General features: G+C 62.4%; 18 protein-coding genes. 6 read left to right on the top strand and 12 right to left on the bottom strand.

Features of this window, described 5'->3' with window-relative positions:
• Positions 1-40: 40 nt before the first annotated feature.
• Complete coding sequence (locus FHX10_RS21585; protein ID WP_097595973.1) at positions 41-1,240, bottom strand: NAD(P)/FAD-dependent oxidoreductase; 1,200 nt, start codon at positions 1,238-1,240, stop codon at positions 41-43.
• A 108-nt stretch (positions 1,241-1,348) separates the two neighbouring features.
• On the opposite strand from FHX10_RS21585, the gene FHX10_RS21580 reads away from it, so the two are divergent.
• The 5 genes from FHX10_RS21580 (at position 1,349) to edd (ending at position 8,317) form a co-directional block, all read left to right on the top strand.
• The gene (locus tag FHX10_RS21580; RefSeq protein WP_047613636.1) at positions 1,349-2,785 is read left to right on the top strand and encodes a glutamine synthetase family protein; all 1,437 of its coding nucleotides are present in this window, start codon (positions 1,349-1,351) and stop codon (positions 2,783-2,785) included.
• A gap of 12 nt (positions 2,786-2,797) precedes the next feature.
• Complete coding sequence (locus FHX10_RS21575) at positions 2,798-4,096, top strand: NAD(P)/FAD-dependent oxidoreductase (RefSeq protein ID WP_097595974.1); 1,299 nt, start codon at positions 2,798-2,800, stop codon at positions 4,094-4,096.
• A gap of 134 nt (positions 4,097-4,230) precedes the next feature.
• Positions 4,231-5,706: a glucose-6-phosphate dehydrogenase gene (gene zwf / locus FHX10_RS21570; RefSeq protein WP_029868016.1), complete on the top strand. Its 1,476-nt coding sequence runs from the start codon at positions 4,231-4,233 to the stop codon at positions 5,704-5,706.
• Positions 5,707-5,716: 10 nt separating this feature from the next.
• Positions 5,717-6,415 carry a 6-phosphogluconolactonase gene (gene pgl / locus FHX10_RS21565; protein WP_097595975.1) on the top strand — a complete coding sequence of 233 codons (699 nt, stop codon included), beginning with the start codon at positions 5,717-5,719 and terminating at the stop codon, positions 6,413-6,415.
• Between the two features lie 78 nt (positions 6,416-6,493).
• Positions 6,494-8,317 carry a phosphogluconate dehydratase gene (gene edd / locus FHX10_RS21560; RefSeq protein ID WP_097595976.1) on the top strand — a complete coding sequence of 608 codons (1,824 nt, stop codon included), beginning with the start codon at positions 6,494-6,496 and terminating at the stop codon, positions 8,315-8,317.
• A gap of 82 nt (positions 8,318-8,399) precedes the next feature.
• Here edd and FHX10_RS21555 read toward each other — a convergent pair whose 3' ends face one another.
• From FHX10_RS21555 to FHX10_RS21530, 6 genes are all read right to left on the bottom strand, one after another.
• A complete protein-coding gene (locus FHX10_RS21555; RefSeq protein ID WP_047613630.1) occupies positions 8,400-8,753 on the bottom strand; it encodes a hypothetical protein in 354 nt (117 codons plus the stop codon).
• A gap of 176 nt (positions 8,754-8,929) precedes the next feature.
• Positions 8,930-10,018, bottom strand: coding sequence for an ABC transporter ATP-binding protein (locus FHX10_RS21550; protein ID WP_029868020.1), 1,089 nt, complete (start codon positions 10,016-10,018; stop codon positions 8,930-8,932).
• Positions 10,019-10,043: 25 nt separating this feature from the next.
• Positions 10,044-11,696 carry an alpha-glucosidase gene (locus FHX10_RS21545; RefSeq protein ID WP_184390180.1) on the bottom strand — a complete coding sequence of 551 codons (1,653 nt, stop codon included), beginning with the start codon at positions 11,694-11,696 and terminating at the stop codon, positions 10,044-10,046.
• A gap of 34 nt (positions 11,697-11,730) precedes the next feature.
• Positions 11,731-12,894, bottom strand: coding sequence for a carbohydrate ABC transporter permease (locus tag FHX10_RS21540; RefSeq protein WP_029868022.1), 1,164 nt, complete (start codon positions 12,892-12,894; stop codon positions 11,731-11,733).
• 1 nt (position 12,895) lies between these two features.
• Positions 12,896-13,909, bottom strand: a complete 1,014-nt coding sequence (locus tag FHX10_RS21535; protein WP_029868023.1) for a carbohydrate ABC transporter permease — start codon at positions 13,907-13,909, stop codon at positions 12,896-12,898.
• A 185-nt stretch (positions 13,910-14,094) separates the two neighbouring features.
• Positions 14,095-15,456, bottom strand: a complete 1,362-nt coding sequence (locus tag FHX10_RS21530; protein ID WP_063476340.1) for an ABC transporter substrate-binding protein — start codon at positions 15,454-15,456, stop codon at positions 14,095-14,097.
• A 297-nt stretch (positions 15,457-15,753) separates the two neighbouring features.
• On the opposite strand from FHX10_RS21530, the gene FHX10_RS21525 reads away from it, so the two are divergent.
• Positions 15,754-16,779: a LacI family DNA-binding transcriptional regulator gene (locus FHX10_RS21525; RefSeq protein WP_063476339.1), complete on the top strand. Its 1,026-nt coding sequence runs from the start codon at positions 15,754-15,756 to the stop codon at positions 16,777-16,779.
• A gap of 13 nt (positions 16,780-16,792) precedes the next feature.
• Here the strand turns inward: FHX10_RS21525 and folD are convergent, their stop codons facing one another.
• The 5 genes from folD to FHX10_RS21500 form a co-directional block, all read right to left on the bottom strand.
• Entirely contained in the window at positions 16,793-17,692 is a 900-nt protein-coding gene (gene folD / locus FHX10_RS21520; RefSeq protein WP_029868027.1) for a bifunctional methylenetetrahydrofolate dehydrogenase/methenyltetrahydrofolate cyclohydrolase FolD, read from the bottom strand.
• Positions 17,693-17,811: 119 nt separating this feature from the next.
• Complete coding sequence (locus FHX10_RS21515) at positions 17,812-19,584, bottom strand: succinoglycan biosynthesis protein exop (protein WP_184390178.1); 1,773 nt, start codon at positions 19,582-19,584, stop codon at positions 17,812-17,814.
• Between the two features lie 214 nt (positions 19,585-19,798).
• Positions 19,799-20,638 (bottom strand): WecB/TagA/CpsF family glycosyltransferase, encoded by an 840-nt coding sequence (locus FHX10_RS21510; protein WP_097595979.1) that lies wholly within the window; start codon positions 20,636-20,638, stop codon positions 19,799-19,801.
• A 290-nt stretch (positions 20,639-20,928) separates the two neighbouring features.
• The gene (locus tag FHX10_RS21505; protein ID WP_047613623.1) at positions 20,929-21,468 is read right to left on the bottom strand and encodes a membrane protein; all 540 of its coding nucleotides are present in this window, start codon (positions 21,466-21,468) and stop codon (positions 20,929-20,931) included.
• Positions 21,468-21,833: a hypothetical protein gene (locus FHX10_RS21500; protein ID WP_047613621.1), complete on the bottom strand. Its 366-nt coding sequence runs from the start codon at positions 21,831-21,833 to the stop codon at positions 21,468-21,470. Before FHX10_RS21500 ends, FHX10_RS21505 begins: the two co-directional genes overlap by 1 nt.
• Positions 21,834-21,898 lie beyond the last annotated feature (65 nt).

Below are 21,898 nucleotides of genomic sequence, written 5' to 3'. Positions count from 1 at the left end.
CGTTCTCCCAAAGCCGCTGGGCACTTTTGGGCGACATGTATTAAGCGCATTCACCGGCGGCAAATCCGGAGGCCCAGGCCCATTGGAAATTATAGCCGCCGAGCCAGCCGGTGACGTCGACACATTCGCCGATGAAATAAAGCCCGGGCACGGCCTTTGCCTCCATGCTGCGGGAATCCAACGCTGCCGTGTCGATGCCGCCGAGCGTCACTTCGGCGGTGCGGTAACCTTCCGAGCCGGACGGTTTGACGGCCAAGCTCTGGGCACCGGCGGCCAGGCGCAGCAGCGCCTTGTCAGGCAGGTCGGCCATGTTGCCGGAGATCTTTTCGCGCTCGACGAGAAATTGCGCCAGCCGCTTCGGCAGGATGTCGCCGAGTGCCGTCTGCGGCGACTGGCGGCCATTGAGCTGCTTTGCCCGCTTCAGATGCGCCGCAATGTCGATATCCGGTTCGATCGCAACGACGATTTCGTCGCCTTCGCGCCAATAGGAAGAGATCTGCAGGATGGCGGGGCCGCTTAAGCCTCGATGGGTGAACAGCAGTGCTTCGCGGAAGGCGGTCCTGCCGTGGCGGATTTCGGCCGGGGCGGCAATGCCGGCGAGCGGCGCAATGCTCTCGAGCAGGCCGGGATCGAGCGTCAGCGGCACCAGGCCGGGTCGGGTTTCGAGCACGGCCAAGCCGAACTGTTCGGCGAGGCGATAGGCAAAGCCGGTGGCGCCCATCTTCGGGATCGACTTGCCGCCGGTCGCGACGATCAGCGACGATGCTTCATAGGCGCCCTCGCCGGTCGAGACGCGAAAGCCCGCGTCCGTCCTTTCGACGCCTCTTATCTCGGCGCCGAGGTGCAGCGCTGCGCCTGCCATGCGCATCTCATCCAGCAGCATGCGGATGATGTCCTTGGCGCTGTCGTCGCAGAAAAGCTGGCCCAGAGTCTTTTCATGCCAGGCAATGCCGTGGCGGTCGACCATGGCGATGAAATCGACGGGGGTGAAACGGGCGAGCGCCGACTTGCAGAAATGCGGATTGGCGGAGAGGAAATTCTTCGGCCCGGCATGGATATTGGTGAAATTGCAGCGGCCGCCGCCCGATATGCGGATCTTCTCACCAGGCGCCCTTGCGTGATCGAGAACCACGGCCGACCGGCCGCGTTTTCCCGCGCGGATGGCCGCCATCATGCCCGCCGCCCCGGCGCCGATGACGATGACGTCGCTTTTGCGCTGCAAACCCGTTTCCCCGATCAAGACAGCGTCTTCTTTTCCATCAATGGGCGAAAGTCAACGTTTGGCACCCCTCGCCAATTGGCAAAGTCTGGTTATGATGGCACCACGATCAACGCAAACCGGTGTGTCATGTCCCCAAAAAAGACGACGCTGAAGCCTGCCAGAAACGTACCCGCCTCGACGAAAGCTCCCCCGGACCCCGGATCCCTGCGCGGCGTTGCGAACTGGAAGGAAGCAGCGCGGTGGCTGCGGGACAGGGGCATCGAAGACATCGAATGCATCACGCCGGACCTTGCCGGCGTTGCGCGCGGCAAGATGATGCCAAGCTCGAAATTCACCTCGAACACCTCGCTGGCCCTGCCATCGGCGATCTACCGGCACACGATTTCGGGCGAATATCCCGACGAGACGGAGAGCTTCCGCTACGAGCCGCGCGACAGCGACCTAAAGCTGATGCCCGACCTTTCGACGCTGTCCGTCGTGCCCTGGGAAACCGACCCGACGGCGCAGGTGATCTGCGACATCGTCGATTCGGACGGCGGCGAAGTGCCCTATACGCCGCGCAACGTGCTGAAGCGCATCATGAGCCTCTATCATGACCGCGGCTGGAAGCCGATCGTGGCGCCCGAGATCGAATTCTACCTCGTCGCCAAGAATGACGATCCCGATTATCCGCTGCACCCGCCCAAAGGCCGGTCCGGCCGTTCGATCCTCGGCGGCCAGGGTTATTCGATCGCCGGCATCAACGAATTCGACGAACTGATCGACGATGTCTACCATTTCTCGGAGAAGCAGGGGCTGGAGATCGATACGCTGATCCACGAGGAGGGACCGGCGCAGCTCGAGATCAATCTGCGCCACGGCAATCCGATCGAGCTTGCCGACCAGGTGTTCCTGTTCAAGCGCACGATCCGCGAGGCGGCGCTGAAACACGACATCTATGCGACCTTCATGGCCAAGCCGATGCAGGGCCAGCCGGGTTCGGCGATGCATATCCACCAATCGGTGGTCAATATCGAGACCGGCCAGAACATCTTCTCCAATGCGGACGGATCGGCCTCGAAGGAGTTCTTCCATTTCATCGGCGGCATGCAGAAATTCGTGCCGAGCGCGATGGCGATGCTGGCGCCCTACGTGAATTCCTACCGGCGCCTGCAGCCCGATATGTCCTGCCCTGTCAACAATGCCTGGGGATACGACAACCGGACGACCGCCTTCCGCGTTCCGGTTTCAGATCCGCAGGCGCGGCGCGTGGAAAACCGGTTGCCGAGTTCGGACGCCAATCCCTATCTGGCACTCGCCGCCTCGCTGGCCGCCGGCCTGCTCGGCATCATGAAAGAAATCGAGCCGACGGCGCCGACCGAGGATTCGGCCAATGAGGGTTCGATCGACCTGCCGCGCGGCCTGCTCGAAGCCGTGGCGCTGCTCGAGGACGAGCCCGCTTTCGAGGAGATATTCGGCAAGCAGTTCATCGGCCTTTATGCCGGCGTCAAGCGCGGCGAGTTCGAGACCTTCATGCAGGTGATTAGCCCCTGGGAGCGGGAATTCCTTCTGCTCAACGTGTGAGGGAAAGCATCCATGGCATCGCAGGAGATGTGGCAGAGCCCGATCGCGCCCGGGCTATCGTGGTATCAGGCAACTGTCGGGGAACGGCCGACCTATGCCGCGCTCGACGGTTCGATAACATCGGACGTCGCCATCATCGGCGGCGGCTATACCGGCCTGCAGGCCGCCTACCATCTTGCCAAATCGGGCGTTTCGGTGGTCCTGATCGAGGCCTGCCGCTTCGGTGACGGGGCATCCGGGCGTAATGGCGGTCAGCTCGGCACCGGCCAGCGCTGGTGGCCGGAAGAACTCGAAGAGACGATCGGCTACGAACGCTCGAAGGCGCTGTTTAATCTTGCCGAGGCGGCCAAGCGCCATCTCCTCGATTTCGCCCGCGAGCATCAGATCGAGATCGACTATGTGCCCGGCCAGCTCAACGTCGCACATAAGGCGAGCTACAAACGCGCCTATTACGAAAATGCCGAGATTGCCGCACTGCGTTACGACTATCCGCATATCAGCTTCATGGACGAGAAGGAAACCCAGGAGCGGCTTGGCTCGAAGCGGTTCCATTGCGGCGTGCGCGATGTCGGCACCGGCCATATCCATCCGCTGAAGCTGCTGGTGGGGTTGGCGCGGGTCGCCGCCAATGCCGGTGCCGCGGTTTTCGAGATGACCAGGGCAAAGGCGATCCGCCAGGGCGGCGGCAAGGTGACGATCGAAACCGAAAGGGGGACGATCACCGCCGAGCGCGCGCTGATCGCCTGCGACGCCTATATCGACGGCCTCGAACCGGTGACCGCAAGCCATATCATGCCGATCCGCTCCTTCATCGGCGCCACGGCCCCGCTCGACGGGCATCCCAGCGTGCTGCCGGGCGGCGAGGCGGTGGCCGATTCGCGCTTCGTCGTGCGCTACTTCCGCAAATTCGGCGACGGCCGTCTGCTCTTCGGCGGGCGCGAAGCCTATACGGCGGACAATCCGCGGGACATTTCGCAGCATATTCGCCGGCAGATCGCCGAGATCTATCCTGACCTGAAAAACATCGACATCACCCATGCCTGGGGCGGCAGCGTCGGCATCACCATGCCGCGCCAGCCCTTCGTGGCCGAGGTCATGCCCGGGGTCATCTCGATCGGCGGTTATTCCGGCCATGGCGTCATGCTGTCAAACTACTGTGGCAAGCTCTATGCGGAAACGGTGCTTGGGAAATCCGGCGATCTCGACCTGTTCACATCGCTCGATATTCCCGCCTTTCCCGGCGGAGCCCGCATGCGCGCGCCGTTGCTTTTCCTCGCCTTGTCGTGGTTTGCGCTTCGCGACAAGTTTTAGTCCGATTGCGGATTTCCTCTTCCGGAAATTCGCTCTAAAACCGGTGCCTGACAGATTCATTGCACTGCACACTGGCTTTTTTAAATCGATTAGATTAAAAGGGCCGCCAACCAGCCTGATTGAGAGACAAGCTCATGAGCAGCCAGATCATTCCCGTTGAGCCCTTTGATTACGTCGTCTTCGGCGGCAGCGGCGACCTTGCCGAACGCAAATTGTTGCCCGCCCTCTATCATCGCCAAATCGAAGGCCAATTTACCGAACCGACCCGCGTGATCGGCGCCTCGCGCAGCCCATTGACGCACGAGGAATACCGCAAATTCGCCAGGGACGCGCTGAAGGAGCACCTGAAGAAGGGAGAATATGACGAGGCGGAGGTCGAGAAATTCTGCGCCCGCCTCTACTACGTCTCGGTCGACGCCCGCACCGATGCCGGCTGGGATCAGCTGAAGAAGCTGCTCGACGAAGGCAAGGAACGCGTGCGCGCCTTCTATCTGGCGGTCGCGCCCGGCATCTTCGGCGACATTTCGCAGAAGATCCACGACCACAAGCTGATCACCAAGTCGACCCGCATCGTCGTCGAGAAGCCGATCGGCCGCGACCTCGCCTCGGCACTGCAGCTCAACGACACGATCGGCCGCGCCTTCAAAGAAGAGCAGATCTTCCGTATCGACCACTATCTCGGCAAGGAGACGGTGCAGAACCTGATGGCGCTGCGCTTCGCCAACGCGCTTTATGAGCCGCTGTGGAACGCCAACTACATCGACCACGTGCAGATCACCGTGGCTGAATCGGTCGGCCTCGAAGGCCGCGCCGGCTATTACGATACGGCCGGCGCGCTGCGCGACATGGTGCAGAACCACATTCTGCAGCTGCTCTGCCTGACGGCGATGGAAGTGCCCTCGTCGATGGATTCGGAAGCCGTTCGCGACGAGAAGCTGAAGGTGCTGCGAGCGCTGAAGCCGCTCAATGCCTCGAATGTCGAGCAGGCGACGGTGCGCGGCCAGTACCGCGCCGGCGCATCGGGCAGCGGCCCGGTCAAGGGCTACCTTGAAGAACTCGAAGGCGGCGTTTCGAACACCGAAACCTTCGTCGCCATCAAGGCCGAGATCAACAACTGGCGCTGGGCCGGCGTTCCCTTTTACATCAGAACCGGCAAGCGCCTGACCGGACGCATGTCCGAGATCGTCATCACTTTCAAGCCGATCCCGCATGCGATCTTCGACCAGGCGGCCGGGCGCATCGTCGCCAACCAGCTGATCATCCGCCTGCAGCCGGACGAGGGCGTCAAGCAGTCGCTGATGATCAAGGATCCGGGTCCGGGCGGCATGCGCCTGCGTAACGTGTCGCTCGACATGAGCTTCGCCCAGGCCTTCAACGTCCGCAATCCCGACGCCTACGAGCGTCTGCTGATGGATGTGGTCCGCTCCAACCAGACATTGTTCATGCGCCGCGACGAAGTCGAAGCCGCATGGAGATGGGTCGATCCGATCCTCAAGGGTTGGGAAACGACCGGCCAGCAGGTGCAGGGCTATACGGCCGGCACTTGGGGTCCGAGCCAGGCCATCGCGCTGATCGAGCGCGACGGCCGCACCTGGCACGACGAGATCTAGGACGACATCGATGGCATCGACCCTGCATTCCTTCGCCGGCGCCGCGGACCTTGCCGGCAGCCTCGCCGACAAGGTCGCGAGCACGCTTTCGGCGGCGATTGCCGCCCGTGGAACGGCGTCCATCGCCGTTTCCGGCGGTTCCACCCCGAAGGCCTTCTTTCAGGCGCTGTCGACGCGCGACATCGCCTGGAACAAGGTGACGATCACCCTCGTCGACGAACGTTTCGTGCCGGCCGACAATCCGCGCTCGAACCATCTGCTGGTCGATGCCAATCTGCTGCAGAACAAGGCAAAGGCGGCACGCTTCCTGCCGCTCTATCAGGATACAGCCTCCGTGGAGGAGGCAGCCTCGCTCGCAACCGAGAAGACCAGGGCGATCAGCTCACCCTTCGACATCGTCATCCTCGGCATGGGCGGCGACGGCCACACGGCCTCGTTCTTTCCCGGCGGCAGCAATCTTGCCACGGCGCTCGATCCATCGACGCCGCGCGGCATCATCACCATGGAAGCGGAAGGAGCCGGCGAGCCGCGCCTGACCTTCACCTTCTCCAGTCTTGAGGATGCCGCACTCCTGGTTCTCCATATTGAGGGCGAAGGCAAAAAAGACGTTCTCGCCAAGGCGGAAGGCAGCGGTGACGAAGCAGAAATGCCGATCCGCGCCGTTCTGCGCCGGGCCACTTCCCCGGTCGAGATCTACTGGGCTCCCTGATCGGCCGTCAATCCGGACCGAGATTCAGGCCAGAGCCGCCGAAACAGATAGAGACAACGAACAAGGCAGGGATATTCCATGTCCGCTCACGCACGCATTTCCGCGATCACCGATCGCATTGTCGAACGCTCGAAGCCAAGCCGCGAGCGCTACCTGGAACGCCTGCGCGCCGCCGCTTCCAAGGGTGTCGCCCGCTCCGTGCTCGGCTGCGCCAACCTTGCCCACGGCTTTGCGGTCTGTTCCCCCGCCGAGAAAGATGCGCTCGCCGGCGACCGCATCGCCAATCTCGGCATCATCACCGCCTATAACGACATGCTCTCGGCCCACCAGCCGTTCGAGACCTATCCGGCGATCATCCGCGAGGCGGCCGCCGAGGCGGGCGGCGTGGCGCAAGTGGCCGGCGGCGTGCCGGCGATGTGCGACGGCGTCACCCAGGGACAGCCGGGCATGGAGCTCTCGCTTTTCTCGCGCGACCTGATCGCCATGTCGGCGGGCGTCGGCCTGTCGCACAACATGTTCGATGCCGCCCTCTTCCTCGGCGTCTGCGACAAGATCGTGCCAGGCCTCGTCATCGCGGCCCTGTCCTTCGGGCACCTGCCGTCGATCTTCGTTCCGGCCGGTCCGATGACGACAGGCCTGCCGAACGACGAAAAGTCGCGCGTGCGCCAGCTCTTCGCCGAGGGCAAAGTCGGACGCGCCGAGCTGCTCGAGGCGGAATCGAAATCCTATCACGGCCCCGGCACCTGCACCTTCTACGGCACCGCCAATTCCAACCAGATGCTGATGGAGATCATGGGCTTCCACATGCCCGGCTCCTCCTTCATCAATCCCGGCACGCCGCTGCGCGAAGCGCTGACGCGCGAAGCCGCCAAGCGGGCGCTGGCGATCACCGCGCTCGGCAACGAATTCACCCCGGCGGGCGAGATGATCGACGAGCGCTCGATCGTCAACGGCGTCGTCGGCCTGCATGCGACGGGCGGTTCGACCAACCACACGCTGCACCTCGTCGCCATGGCGCGGGCGGGCGGCATCCATCTCACCTGGCAGGACATCGCCGAGCTTTCGGAAATCGTGCCGCTGCTTGCCCGCGTCTACCCGAACGGGCTTGCCGACGTGAACCATTTCCAGGCGGCCGGCGGCATGGGCTTCCTCATCAAGGAACTCCTGAAGCACGGGCTGGTGCATGACGACGTGCGCACCGTCTTCGGCCAGGGTCTCGCAGCCTATACGGTCGATGCCCGCCTCGGCGAAAACGGCGGCGTTCTGCGCGAACCCTCGCCTGACAAGAGCGTCGATCCCAAGGTTCTCTCCAGCATCGAAACGCCGTTCCAGGCGAATGGCGGGCTGAAGATGCTGCGCGGCAATCTCGGCAAGGCGGTCATCAAGATATCGGCCGTCAAGCCGGAGCGTCACATCATCGAAGCGCCGGCGATCATCTTCCACAGCCAGCAGGAACTGCAGGACGCCTTCAAGGAAGGCAAGCTCAACCGCGATTTCATCGCCGTCGTGCGCTTCCAGGGCCCGAAGGCGAACGGCATGCCGGAACTGCACAAGCTGACGCCACCGCTCGGCGTGCTGCAGGACCGCGGCTTCCGCGTGGCGCTCCTGACCGACGGGCGCATGTCCGGCGCATCCGGCAAGGTGCCGGCAGCCATCCACGTCACCCCGGAAGCGGTCGACGGCGGCCCGATCGCCCGCATCCGCGAAGGCGACATCATTCGCCTGGACGCGATCAAGGGCACGCTGGAACTGCTCGTCGATGCGGCTGATTTGGCCGAGCGCGAGCCAGTGACCGTCGATCTCTCCGACAATGAATTCGGCATGGGCCGCGAGCTCTTCGCGCCGTTCCGCCGCGCCGTCGGCGCTTCGGACCAGGGCGCGAGCGTGCTCTTCCACCACTGAGCGTGGCCGACCACAGACGACAAAACCCGCGGAGCGCACGAAGCACTCCGCGGGTTTTCTGTATCAGTCCCTGCGCTACCCGTCAGGCGCGAATATCGAGAACGTAGTCGCGGTGCGCCGGATGGGTGCTGTAGACGAAGATCTTATTCAGCTCCTTCTGCGTCAGCAGGCGCAGGAAGCGGACCTCGATCGTATTGTTGGCATTGACCTTCATCAGCAGGCAACCGACCTTGGTGATGCGGGCATCCGGAATATCCAGATAGAACTGCTTCGGCAGGTTAAACTGGGTCAGAATCGCGAGTGTCGCGCTGCTCATCGAGATCCGGACAATGTCGCAGCGGCGAGACGCCGCGTGCATGACGCCCTTTTCCGTATATTCGATGCGCGCGGCATTCATGGTGTCCTCCATCTTGAACCGCGCCTCGCGGTCGTACATGAAGGATTCTTCCTTGCTCAGGAAATGAGATTTTGGCTGTGACGGATTCGAAGCGGCCACGTGCTTATCCCCCTCATAAATTAACGAGGAAAAGGTAGCAGCCGATCTTTAACAGAAAGTGAGAATTTGGCCCGTCTCGTACAATTCTTGGGATGACTACCCCAAAAATGGCCGCCTCATTTCCGGTAGGTATGACCGGTTGCGTCAAAGAGATGCAACTTCTGCCTGTCGGCGGCAAACCTCATCCGCTGGCCCTTCTTCACATCGTAAATGCCGGGCAACTTGACGACGATCGGTTCGCCCGGGACCAGGCCTTCGATATAGAGCAACGTCACTTCGCCGAGCGCTTCGACGATCGACACCTCGCCTTCGAAAAGGTAGTCGGCGCCGTCGGCGATCCTCAGATCCTCCGGACGAACGCCGAAGCTTGCCTGCTTGCCTGCTTCCGACGCGTCGGTCGCCACATCGAGCGTCACCGACATGCCGCCGGTCAACGTCACCGTCGTCTGGCTTCCGGTTCCGGCCACCGTCGCCGGGATGATGTTCATCGCCGGCGAGCCGATGAATTTCGCGACGAAGAGGTTGGCCGGGCGCTCATAGAGCTCCAGCGGCGCACCGACCTGTTCGATGTTGCCGGCGGAGAGTACGACGATGCGATCGGCAAGCGTCATCGCCTCGACCTGGTCGTGGGTCACGTAGATCATCGTCGTATCGGCCATCTGTTCGTTCAGGCGGGCGATCTCGATGCGGGTGGCGACACGCAGCGCGGCATCGAGGTTGGACAGCGGCTCGTCGAACAGGAAGACCTTCGGATCGCGGCAGATGGCGCGGCCGATCGCCACGCGCTGGCGCTGGCCGCCGGAAAGCGCCTTCGGCAGGCGATCGAGATATTTGGTCAGCTGCAGGCTCTCGGCCGCCGCCCGGACACGGCGGTCGATTTCCTGCTTGCTTTCGCCGGCGATCTTCATGCCGAAAGCCATGTTGTCGAAGACGGTCATGTGCGGGTAGAGCGCATAGGACTGGAACACCATGGCGATGCCGCGCTTGGAGGGCGGCACGTCATTGACGAGATGGCCGTCGATATACATCTCGCCGCCGGTGATCGCCTCAAGGCCGGCGATCATGCGCAGAAGCGTGGATTTGCCGCAGCCGGACGGACCGACGAAGACGATGAATTCGCCCTGTTTGATGTCGAGGTCGATCCCGTGGAGAACGTCCACGGAACCGTAGGATTTGCGAATATCCTTCAGCGTCAGTCCAGTCATTTTTCTCTCCCCTATGTTCGGTTCCTTAGGCCAGACGGGCGAAATACGCCCCCCAGGCCGGAATATCGATCTTGTCGCCATAGTTGTTGCTGGTAAAGCCATGGCCCGTCAATGCCTGCCATTCTCCCGCCGGCAGAGTGACGGCGGCCTCGGCCGGGCTCATGTTGAAGATGCAGAGCAGCTTCTCATTGCCGTATTCGCGCGTAAAGACCAGGGCATCACCCTGCTGCTCCTCGAATTCGATCTCGCCCTTGGCAAAAGCCCGGTGCAGCTTGCGGAAGGCGATGAAGCGGCGATAGTGCTCCAGCACCGAAGCCTCGTCGCCCTGCTGGACGCTGACGGCGCGCAGGATATGCTCGACCGGCACCGGCAGCCAAGGCTTGACGCTGGAGAAGCCGCCCTGGGCGACCTGGCTGTCCCAGACCATCGGCGTGCGGCAGCCGTCGCGGCCCTTGAATTCCGGCCAGAACTGGATGCCATAGGGGTCCTGCAGATCCTGGTAGGCAAGATCGGCCTCGGTCAGGGCCAGTTCCTCGCCCTGATAGAGGCAGACGGAACCGCGCAGCGTCATCAGCAACGAGGCATAAAGCTTGGCGAAGGCGTCGTGATCGGCAACCAGCCCGCCCCAACGGCTGACATGGCGCATGACGTCGTGATTGGAGAAGGCCCAGCAGGCCCAGCCATCTGGCGCGGCAGCTTCGAAATCCTCCATCACCTCCTCGACGCGCTCCGGCGTCAGGGGATCGGGCGCCAGGAACTCGAAGGCGTAGCACATATGCATCTTGTCGTTGCCGGAAGTGTATTCGCCGACGATCTCGAGGCCGCGCTGGCTGTCGCCGACTTCGCCGACGGCGGCAATTGCCGGGAATTCCTCGAGAACGGCGCGGAAGCGCTTCAGGAAGGCAAGGTTCTCCGGGCGGTTCTTGTCGTAGATATGCTCCTGGAAATTATAGGGATTGACCGCCGGCGCCGTCGAAGCGTTGCGGCGCTCGGGAGCGAGCGCGGGATTGTCGCGCAGTTGCGTGTCGTGGAAATAGAAATTGATGGTATCGAGGCGGAAGCCGTCGACGCCACGATTGAGCCAGAAGCGCACGACATCGAGCAGACGGTCCTGAACTTCCGGGTTATGCAGGTTCATGTCCGGCTGCGAGGTCAGGAAATTGTGCAGGTAATATTGCATGCGGGTCGGATCCCACGCCCATGCCGAGCCGCCGAAGATCGACAGCCAGTTGTTCGGCGGCGTACCGTCCGCCTTGGCGTCGGCCCAGACATACCAGTCGGCCTTGGCATTGGTCTTGCTGGAGCGGCTCTGGACGAACCAGGGATGCTGATCCGAGCTGTGGGAGATGACGAGGTCGATCATCACGCGGATGCCGAGGCGGTGGGCCTCAGCGATCATCGTGTCGAAATCCACGAGCGTCCCGAAGATCGAATCGACATTCTCGTAGTCGGAAACGTCATAACCGAAATCGCGCATCGGCGAGGTGAAGAAGGGTGAGATCCAGATCGCATCGACGCCGAGGCTTGCCACATGCGGCAAGCGGGCGGTGATGCCCTTCAGGTCGCCGATGCCGTCTCCGTTCGAATCCTGGTAGGAGCGCGGGTAGATCTGGTAGATCACCGCCCCACGCCACCAGTCCTTGTCGGGGGTCGAGATCGATTGGGAAGCCACGTTCATGGAATATCCTGTTTGAAGTCACGTTCGGGAATGGTCAGCCTCCCTTGACCGAGCCAGCCAGCAGACCGCGCACCAGGTAGCGCTGCAGCCCGAAGAAGACGAGCAGCGGCACGATGATGGTGACGAAGGCCGACGCCGTCAAAATCTCCCAATTGCCGCCGCGCGAGCCGAGCAGCGCGTTCAGGCTGCCGGTGAGCACGAGGTGGTCCTTGTCGGTGCCGAGGAAGACCATGGCGACGAGCAGGTCGTTCCACACCCACAGGAACTGGAAGATGGCGAAGGAGGCGAGTGCCGGGAAGGACAGAGGCAATACGATGCGGACGAAGATCTCGAAGTCGCTGGCGCCGTCGACGCGGGCGGATTCGATGATCTCCTTCGGCAGGCCGGCGATATAGGCCCGCAGGAGATAAATGGCGAGCGGCATGCCGAAGGCGGTGTGGGCCAGCCAGATGCCGGGATAGGTCTTCGACGGCTGGCCGAGCATGCCGCCGATCTCGTTGTAGAGGCGCAGCAGCGGGATCAGCGACATCTGCAGCGGCACGACGATGAGGCCGACGACGAGCGCAATCAGCAGGCCGCGGCCGGGAAACTCCATCCAGCTCAGGGCGTAGGCGGCAAAAGCGGCAATCAGGATCGGGATGATCGTCGCCGGAATCGTCACGGTCAGCGAGTTGATGAAGGACTGGCCGATGCCCTCGCCTGTTAGAACCGTGTTGTAGTTCTGCATGGTGAATTCCGGCGGCGCCGAGACGGATGCATAAATGCGCCGCGGGCGTTGGTCGGGCGAAAAGGCGGCGTTCTTCACATAGCGGTAGCTGCCGTCGCTGTTGATCTGCAGGGTTTCGCCGTCGCCGAGATCGGCGGTCTCGCCGGCCTTGTAGGCGGCGGGTTGCTGCACCCGGTTGCCGAAGGCCTTCACCGAGCGGCCGGTCTGGCCTTCCAGCACATTGCCTGCAATGACGTAGGCCGCACCTTCCTGCTGCTGCTGGTCCGGCGTGCCCAAGCGGACGGCGACGGTCTGCGTCGAGCCGACGAAGGCCGTCCACCAACCGGAGACGACGATCTGGTCCTTGTCGCGCAGCGCGCTGACGAAGATGCCGAGCGTCGGGATCAGCCAGATGATGACGATCAGCAGAACGGCGGCGTGAACGAAGAGACGGGCGGGGCCGATCTTGAAGTAGCTTCCGGCAGCGGTCATCTCAGTGCCCCTTCAGTTCGCGATTGGCGCGGCGCACGTTCCACACCATGATCGGCGTGACGGCGAGCATGATGATGATGGCGATAACCGCACTTCGGCCGGAATCGCCGCCGCCGCGGAACATCCAGTCGAACATCAGGTTCGCCAGCACCATCGTCTGCCACTGGCCGTTGGTCATGGTCAGCACGATGTCGAAGACCTTGAGGACGAGGATGGTGATCGTCGTCCAGACGACGGCGATCGAGCCCCAGACCTGCGGCACCATGATGCGCCAGAAGATCTGCCAGCCATTGGCGCCGTCGATGACGGCGGCCTCGATCGTCTCCTCGGGGATGCCGCGCAGAGCGGCCGACAGGATGACCATGGCGAAACCGGTCTGGATCCAGATCAGGATGACCATCAGGAAGAAGTTGTTCCAGAAGGGAATGGAGATCCACACCTCCGGCGTGCCGCCGAAAGTCTGGACGATGGCGTTCAGCAGGCCGATCTGAACGTCGTTGCCGCCGCGATATTCATAGATGAATTTCCAGATGACCGACGCGCCGACGAAGGAGATCGCCATCGGCATGAAGACGATGCTTTTCGCGATATTGCCCCACCAGATGCGATCGGTCATCACCGCGATGACGAGGCCGAAGAAGGTGCAGGCGGCCGGCACGACGGCGAGCCAGAGGATGTTGTTGAAGATCGACTGGCGGAATTCGCGGTCGCCGATCGCCCATTTGTAATTGGCGAGGCCGACGAACTGCAGACCTGCACGGTCGTAAAAGGAGAGGATGAAGGTCGCAACGACGGGATAGACGAGATAGACGATGAGCAGGAAGAGCGCCGGGCCGATGAACAACCACGGCCGGATCAGCGCGCGGCGGTTGAGATTGCGCGATGCGGCGCGGATGTCGCCATCCTTCACCGGCAGAGCGAGATCCAGAATCTTGTTCGAAAAATAGAAATAGGCCGAGCACGCGAAAACGGCGACGACCACGACGCCCAAAGCGGACACTATCTGCGACAGCATTTCGTCCCTCCCCTGCTTCCCCTGATCTTATCCCAACCGGTTTTTATGCTGACGGGTCAACGCCGGTCATGGTCAATCTCTTTGTATTGCCCAATCACAATATATCCTGCGATGGCCGGGCTCTTTTCGAGCCCGGCCAGTCATGCAAGCCATGCCGCCGGCAAGCCGGCGGCATAATTTGAAGATTACTTGATGCCGTCCCAGGCGCTCTGGATTTCGCCAGCGGCCTCTTCGGCGGACTTGCCGCCGACGAAATCGACCATGCCCGTCCAGAAGGCGCCGGCGCCGATCTTGCCCGGCATCAGGTCGGAACCGTCGAAGCGGAAGGTGGTGGCCGAGGTCAGGATCTCGCCTTCCTTCTTCATCTGCGGGTTGGCATAAGCCTCGGTGCTGACGCCCTTATATGGCGTCAGGAAGCTCGACTGCGCCATCCAGACCTCATGCGCGATCGGGGTCTTCAGGAAGTCGATGAAGGCGCGGGCCGTCTTCGAGTCCTTGGCGATCGAGACGAGCGTGCCGGCGCCGAGAACCGGCTTGCCAAGCTCGGGATGCGACGCATAGGTCGGCATGTAGAAGAAGTCGGCATCCTGGCCCAGCTTCGTGCCCTCAGGGAAGAAGGACGGGATGAACGAGGCCTGATGGTGCATGTAGCACTTCGGCGGAACGGCGAAGAGGCCCTTCGGGCTGTCGCGGAAATCGGTCGAGGCCACCGCGGCGACGCCGCCATCGACGTATTTCTCGTTCTTGGCGAACTTGCCGAATTCGTCGATCGCAGCAACGACGGCCGGATCGGTGAACTTCAGCTCGTTGGTCGTCCACTTGTCGTAGGCTTCGGGCGGCTGCATGCGCAGCATCAGGTCTTCGACCCAGTCGGTCGCCGGCCAGCCGGTGGCGCCGCCGGAACCGAGACCGATGCACCAGGGAACGCCGCCATCCTTGACGATCTGGTCGGTCAGGGCATGCAGCTCTTCCATAGTCGTCGGGATCTTGTAGCCGGCTTCCTCGAAATTCTCCGGAACATACCAGACGAGCGATTTCACGTCGGCCTTATAAGGGAAGGCGTAGAAGGCTTCCTTGCCGTCCTTGCCCTTGTAGGTGCCGTAACCGACCCAGCTGTCGCCGGCGCCGTAATTGTCCTTGATCCACTTGGAGTTGTCATCGCCGAGCGGTGTCAGGAAGCCCTTGCTGGCGAGATCGGCCAGGAGGCCAGGCTGCGGCAGAACGGCAATGTTCGGCGGCGAGCCTGCCTGCGTATCGATGACGATCTGCTGTTCGTAATTTTCGGAAGAGGAGTATTTGACATCGATGCCGGTGGCTTCGGTGAAATAGGCAAGAACGCTCTGGAAGAACGCCTCGTCCTCGCCGCGCCACGGCCCGAAGATCGTCAGCGGCTGCCCCTTCAGATCGGCATGAGCGGCCTTGAATTCGTCATAGCTCTTCCAGTTGAACTTGGAATCCTGCCCCGGCGCAAATTTCAGATCGGCTGCAGACGCAGTACCGGCAAAAAGCGCTGCCACGGCAACGCCCATCAAAAATGACTTTTTCATGTGATCAACCTCCCATCACAATCCCAACTGCGCCGAACTCCCTTAAATGGAAATTTCAAAGCGCTTTGACACCCAACTCATTTCACTTTCGGTGGAATGGAGTCAAGTCATTTCGCGAAAACCCGCCGTGAACACGCGGGGTATCGCAGCGCAGCGACGCCTCTCGGGAAATATGGAGCGATTTTTCTTGAGTCAAGCGCGCCAAATGCTACATATTTGAAAGCGCTTTGAATGTCGCTGGGAGGCGGCAGGCCTTTTCAAGACGGCCGCAGGGCGGGCCCGGAGGAAGCATAACAGGTGAATCTCAAACAGCTATCGGAATTGCTGGGGCTGTCGCAGACGACGGTGAGCCGAGCGCTCAATGGTTATCCCGAGGTCAACGAGGCGACCCGGGAGCGCGTGCTCCAGGCTGTCAAGGAAACCGGATACCGGCCGAACAAGGCGGCGCAGCGGCTTGCGACCGGCAAGGCAGGCTCGATCGGCCTCGTCATGCCGACGGCGCCCGGCCACCAGTCCGACGTGCATTTCGGCGAATTCCTGGCCGGGCTCGGCGAAGAGGCCGTGCGCCACGATTTCCACTTCGTCATCATGCCGGCCGATCCGGATGACGAGGTGGGCGCGCTCCGGCGCCTGGCGATCAGCGGCAATGTCGATGCAATGTTCGTCGCCTATATGCGCGGGCACGACCCGCGGCTTGCCATGCTGAAATCGCTCTCCATGCCCTATGTCGTGCACGGCCGCTCCTTCGGTTCCGAGCCCGACTATCCCTATCTCGATATCGACAATGAAGCGGCCTTCTACGATGCGACGCGGCTGTTGCTGCAGCTCGGCCATACGCGCTTTGCGCTGATGAACGGACCGATGCATCTCGATTTCGCCATCCGCAGGAAGAACGGCGTCATATCAGCCCTTGCCGAACGCGGACTCGTGCTCGACGAGGGCAGCATGAGCCATACGCTGATGACGGACGAACAAGGCCTGCTGGCGATGGAACATTTCCTGCAATTGCCGGAGCGCCCGACGGCAATCCTCTGCTCCAGCACGGTGCTGGCGCTCGGCGCGATCCGCGCGGTCAACCAGGCGGGATTGCGGCTCGGGGAGGATATCTCGCTGATCGCCCATGACGACGTGCTGCCGCTGCTGAAACCGGAAAACTTCTCGGTGCCGCTGACGACGACACGCTCTTCGTTGCGGGCTGCGGGCGTCCGTATCGCCCAGCGGCTGATCGGCACGGTAAAGCAAGCCGGCCCCTTCCCCGACCAGGAGCTCTGGAAGACCGAACTGATCGTCAGGGCCTCGACCGGCCCTGTTCCCCAGGTTTAGAGCATCCCGAACTTCAAAACTGCGGCGGCGTCTGTCCCGCGGTACGATGAGCGGCGATGACGGTGTTGGCCATCAGCATGGCGATGGTCATCGGCCCGACACCGCCGGGAACCGGGGTGATGGTGCTGGCGACCGCCGAGACTTCCTGGAAGGCGACGTCGCCGACCAGCCGGGTCTTGCCCTCACCTCTTTCGGGTGCCGGAATACGGTTGATCCCGACGTCGATGACCGTCGCACCTGGCTTTACCCAATCGGCCCTGACCATTTCCGGCCGGCCGACGGCGGCGACCAGGATATCGGCATTGCGGCAGACCTCGGAAAGGTTCTTCGTTCTGGAATGCGCGATCGTCACCGTCGCATTGGCGTTGAGCAGCAATTGCGCCATCGGCTTGCCGAACAGGTTGGAGCGGCCGATGACGACGGCGTTGAGGCCGGAGAGATCCTCGCCATGGGTGCGGCGGACGAAGACCATGGCACCGGCCGGCGTGCAGGAGACCAGGCCGGTCTTCAGGTCGCCGGTGGCGAGCTTGCCGGCATTGACGACGCTCAAGCCGTCGACATCCTTTTCGGGCAGGATCGACTGGATGATCGGCTCGCTGTCGAGCGGCTTCGGCAGTGGCAGCTGCACCAGGATGCCGTGGATCGAGGGATCGGCATTGAGGGTGGCGACGAGGGCTGCCAGCTCCTCCTGCCTGGTTTCGGCCGGCAGCGTGTGCTGGACGGACTTGAAGCCGCATTCCTTGGCCATGCGGCTCTTGGAGCTGACATAGGCGTGGCTTGCCGGATCGTCGCCGACGATGACGACCGCAAGGCCGGTGGTGACGCCGCTGCTCTTTTCCAGCGCTGCCGTCGCACTCTTGACCGTCTGAATTACCGATGCAGCTACGTTCTTGCCGTCGATTACTGTCGTCACACGTCTCTCCGCCCTGTTTCGCGTCAATCTATGGATAGTCGGCGAGCGTCAAATGCCCGCTAACGCCCTATCCTGTCGGAAAGCAGCAAGGCAATATCAAAAATGCAAGGAAATGTTCGTCAGCGCAGCGGCTGCCGCGCTTCGAGCGCATGAACACGAAGCCGGTCGCGCAGCCCGGCGATCTCGGAGCGCAACACCTCCATCTCGTCGACCGGTGCGGGAACGGGCGGAAGTACCGGCGGCGGCGAGGCCTGCGGCCGGGATAGCGGCATTTCCGCATGCGCGGCAGCAGCGATGGGCCGGCGCAGGCGCAGCAGGAAAGCCGCGGCAAGACCGACCGCCAGACCCATGGCAGCGCCAGCCAGCAAGCGGCCAATCCAGCCATCCCTCGCCGACACCGCTGTTGCCAGCGCCGGCTTCATCAGCGTGATATGACCGTCGGCAGCCGTTGCCGCCGATGCGGAATCCGCATCTTCCAGGCGCGAACGCGCGGCATTGGCCTTCTCGCCGAGTTCGGTCAGCCGGGAAAGATCGACGCCGGTATCCCGGCTCTGGGCGATCAGCGTGTTGCGGCGGTCATTCAGGCCCTTGCGCGCATCGACGGCGGCCTTGGCGGCGACATTGGCGGTCTGGGCAAGACGGGTCAGTTCCTTGCCCATATTCTCCTTCAGACCATCGGTTTCAGCCTGCTGCTGCAGGAGGCGCGGATGGCGCGGGCCAAGCTCGGCAGAAAGCTGGGCAAGCGCGGTTCTGGCGACGGCATATTTGTCGCGCCAGTCCTGCAGCGCCGGCGAGAGCATATCGGAGGGCAATGAACCGTCGAGCACCTCGGCAAGTTTCGCCGCCTTGAGCCGGTCGGCCTGCGCCTTGGCGGAAAGGATGTTCTGGTCGGCCTGTTTCAGATCGGCATCGAGCCCGTCGATCTGGCGGCGAAGGTCGATCGCCACCTTGACGTTGCCCTCGCCGCTCTTGGTCGTGAAGGCGGCAAGCTCCGCCTTCGCCTCGTCATAGGCCTTGCGCAAAGCGGTGTCGGTTTCGCCGTTGCCGCCGGGTCGGTCTGCTGCGGAAACCGTTTCGGCAAGCCTTGCAGCGATGCGCATGGATTTGCCGCCATCGCCTGTTGTCACCCTCAGGAGGATCGTGCCGGCGGCGGCATCGGGCAGGATCTCGACCGCATGCTTCAGTGTCGCCTCGGCGCGCGAGGCCGGATCGGCAGCCGCACCGGTCGCCGAGAGGAGATCGAGCGCAACGCCAAGCGCATTGGCGCCGGGGCCGGCAAATTCGGGATCGCGATCGAGTTTCAGGGCGGCCACCGTCGAAGCAACCATGCGCGCCGTCAGCAGCCCCTTTGCCGCGGCCTGGGTAAAGGCAGCGCGGCTTGCAGCATCTGTCTTCACCGCAAGCGTCGCTTCGGCACGGTAGAGGGTTGGCGACGCCGGCATCAGCGCCGGCAGGCCCGCTCCGACGACCGTCGGGACGGCGATCGTCATTGCAAGACCAATGCCGCTCAGACGACGGCGCGGCCTGGCCGGCCGAGGCGCTGCGGGTTCTTCACGGATAACGGCCAGCAGTTCGGGTGAGCGCACCGGCTCGCCGGCCGGAGCAGCCAGTTCCTCGTGGCGCGCCGGCTCCTCAGAAAGCAGATGGCCGACATCATTGGCGGCCCGGAGGCGGTTGCCGAGGATGGTTTCGATGCGGTCGACCAGCGGTGCTGCGTGCGCCGCCATGGCGCGCTGCTCTTCCAGCGCGCGGCCGATGGCGCGCAGCAGTTCGGCCTCGGGCGGCGCGATACCGGCCCGCTTCGATCGGGGCGATCGATACGAATCGTCATGGGCACGCGGCTCAGCGGCTGCGCGATCGTGAAAACTGCTTCTGGCCCTGATATCGTACATTTGCGCCACATCTCATGCACATGATGGCCGGCTTCGTTCATCCGCACGGAGGCCGATGATTAAACCAATCTAAATATTCATGGCAAAGAAATGGTTAACCGCAGCGTGTAAAAAACTGGGGTCAGCTAAAAGCGCTTCGCGTCTTTCAGATTCGCTTCCTGCGCTTTAGCTCTTGGTTTTTAGGCAAAACCGCGGCCCTTTGGCGCGACGCGCTCTAGCTCGCTTTCTTATGCTCCGACCGCGGCTGCAGCGCGGTGCCGTGCTCTTCCGGGTAGCTGAGGATCCTTTCGCGCCGGCGGAAGCGGTAGCGCAGGACATGGAAGAGGAAGACCGGGATGCCGATGACGTAACGGCGCCAGAGGCGCGTCGGCTCCTGCAGCAGGCGATAGGCCCATTCCAGGCGCATCATCCTCACCGTCCTCGGCGCACGCGGGACGGCGCCGGAAACGAAGTCGAAGAGAGCGCCCACCGTCAGCACCAGGCGCGCATGATCGGCGCGGATATTGTCGTGGACCCATTTCTCCTGCAGCGGCGTTCCCATGCCGACGATCAGGATATCGACTTTCTGGCGCTCCAGCTCCTCGGTGACGACGGAGGAATCGACCTTATCGAAATAACCGTCGGAAATGACGACGAATTCATGCCAGGGCGTATGCCTGCGGAAATTTTCCGCCGCCGCCTCGACGACCGAGCGCGTGCCGCCGATCAGACCGATGCGGCGCGGGGCCTCCATGAAGGTGAGGAAGGCCGGCACGAAATCGGTGCCGTTCAGATTGGCGGGAAATGGCGCGCCATGGGCGATCTGCGATGCGATGTTGAGACCGATGCCGTCCGGCAGCACCAGATTATGCGACATGATCCGGTAATATTCGTCGTCGCGCAGCGCCGTCAGCATGTTGTGGGCGTTGACGAAGCAAACCACGGTCTGGCCGACGGGAATGGAGGCCAGCTCGTTGATGAAAACGAGGGCGTCGTCCCAGCCGAGATCGCAGACCGGCAGATCGAAAATCGTCCGCCGCGATGCGAGCACCGCGAAGTTTGCAATCAGATTCATTCCTACCTCCTGCCGAGGGTGCTGCATGCGCCCGACATCCCGGAAAACAAGCCCATATTTCCGCACCGGAGGTCTCGAAAGAACCGGTCGCGTGACGCCGGGACGGCGTCACCCCGATCCCGGAAGGCGGCGCAAGCCAAGCTGTGAGACCTGATATAACAGGATGGTTTCAAACAACCCTTAGGAAAATTCCTTGAATTTCAATGCTCGCATAAGTGGTTTATTAACCATGGGCGCCAACGAAAAAAGGCGCCCTGTGGCGCCGTTTGTCGTCAATGATCGGATGTCGCCTAATGCGCAGGAGGCGCCGGCGTTTCGCCGGCCGGTGCGGTCTCGACAATCTTGACGGGTGTGCCCACCTTCTTCGGCTGGCCGGCGGAGCTTTCCTTGACATCTTCCTTGGAGAGATAGTCGAGCTGCTCCAGCATCACTTCGGCGACGTATTCGCCACCCAGGCGCTCGTTCATGCCCTTCTTGATCTCTTCGCGGAAGGCCTTCGGATCGAAGGATTTGATGTGGGCGATATCGACCATCTTGTTGCCGACGAGCAGGCTGAAAAGCTCATCCGTCGTCATCTCGGACAGCGGCAGCGTCACGCCCTTCAGCATCTCCTTGTTCATCATGAACGAAACGCGGCCGAGGAAGTAGCCGGTGACTGCGCCGTTGCCGATGATCGGTACCGTGATCGTTTCGCCCTTCACCAGTTCGAGCGCGCTCTGCTTGGAATCGGTTGCCGCAGGCGCCGGCGCGGTCGCCAGGTACACCGAGAAATAGACCGATGCCAAGGTGATGGCGCAAACCCAGACACCGGTGAGGACGAGCTTGATCATCAGTTTCCACGCATGGCGAATTGTTCCTGGGAATAGGTGCCGTCGGCATCGGCATCCTGAACGGCGTTCTTCAGGAGGTCGGCGACGGCACGCACCGCTTCGAGATGCGCCTCGACGCGGCGGGCATTGAGAACCAGCTTCTTCTTCAAGCCATGCAGCTGATCGAGATGGGCAGCGGCAAGCTCGGCCGGATCGGTATCGCGGAAAAGCATCGACAGCTCGTAGAGGCAGCGGCTCTTATGCGCATTGGAGACCTTGAGATCGAATTGCGGATCGCTGCCGATCCGGGTGTTCTCATTGTCGATTATCATTTCGAGGCGTCCGAGAACGGATTTGATCCTGTATTCGTTCGAAACTATTTCCATTGTACCCTCGGTTATGCGTCGCTTAGAGCATGGCGCCGAAAAGTGTGCGCGGTTTTCGGACGACA

The organism is Rhizobium sp. BK591, assembly GCF_014195045.1.
Taxonomy (GTDB): domain Bacteria; phylum Pseudomonadota; class Alphaproteobacteria; order Rhizobiales; family Rhizobiaceae; genus Rhizobium; species Rhizobium anhuiense.
The sequence above is the reverse complement of the archived record's forward strand: the minus strand, read 5'-3'. Positions and strand labels throughout refer to the sequence as shown.

Coding starts and splice junctions, on each gene's coding strand:
- FHX10_RS21580 (WP_047613636.1), top strand. CDS start 1,349: ATGTCCCCAAAAAAGACGACGCTGAAGCCTGCCAGAAACGTACCCGCC.
- FHX10_RS21575 (WP_097595974.1), top strand. CDS start 2,798: ATGGCATCGCAGGAGATGTGGCAGAGCCCGATCGCGCCCGGGCTATCG.
- zwf (WP_029868016.1), top strand. CDS start 4,231: ATGAGCAGCCAGATCATTCCCGTTGAGCCCTTTGATTACGTCGTCTTC.
- pgl (WP_097595975.1), top strand. CDS start 5,717: ATGGCATCGACCCTGCATTCCTTCGCCGGCGCCGCGGACCTTGCCGGC.
- edd (WP_097595976.1), top strand. CDS start 6,494: ATGTCCGCTCACGCACGCATTTCCGCGATCACCGATCGCATTGTCGAA.
- FHX10_RS21555 (WP_047613630.1), bottom strand. CDS start 8,753: ATGTACGACCGCGAGGCGCGGTTCAAGATGGAGGACACCATGAATGCC.
- FHX10_RS21550 (WP_029868020.1), bottom strand. CDS start 10,018: ATGACTGGACTGACGCTGAAGGATATTCGCAAATCCTACGGTTCCGTG.
- FHX10_RS21545 (WP_184390180.1), bottom strand. CDS start 11,696: ATGAACGTGGCTTCCCAATCGATCTCGACCCCCGACAAGGACTGGTGG.
- FHX10_RS21540 (WP_029868022.1), bottom strand. CDS start 12,894: ATGACCGCTGCCGGAAGCTACTTCAAGATCGGCCCCGCCCGTCTCTTC.
- FHX10_RS21535 (WP_029868023.1), bottom strand. CDS start 13,909: ATGCTGTCGCAGATAGTGTCCGCTTTGGGCGTCGTGGTCGTCGCCGTT.
- FHX10_RS21530 (WP_063476340.1), bottom strand. CDS start 15,456: ATGAAAAAGTCATTTTTGATGGGCGTTGCCGTGGCAGCGCTTTTTGCC.
- FHX10_RS21515 (WP_184390178.1), bottom strand. CDS start 19,584: ATGTACGATATCAGGGCCAGAAGCAGTTTTCACGATCGCGCAGCCGCT.
- FHX10_RS21510 (WP_097595979.1), bottom strand. CDS start 20,638: ATGAATCTGATTGCAAACTTCGCGGTGCTCGCATCGCGGCGGACGATT.
- FHX10_RS21505 (WP_047613623.1), bottom strand. CDS start 21,468: ATGATCAAGCTCGTCCTCACCGGTGTCTGGGTTTGCGCCATCACCTTG.
- FHX10_RS21500 (WP_047613621.1), bottom strand. CDS start 21,833: ATGGAAATAGTTTCGAACGAATACAGGATCAAATCCGTTCTCGGACGC.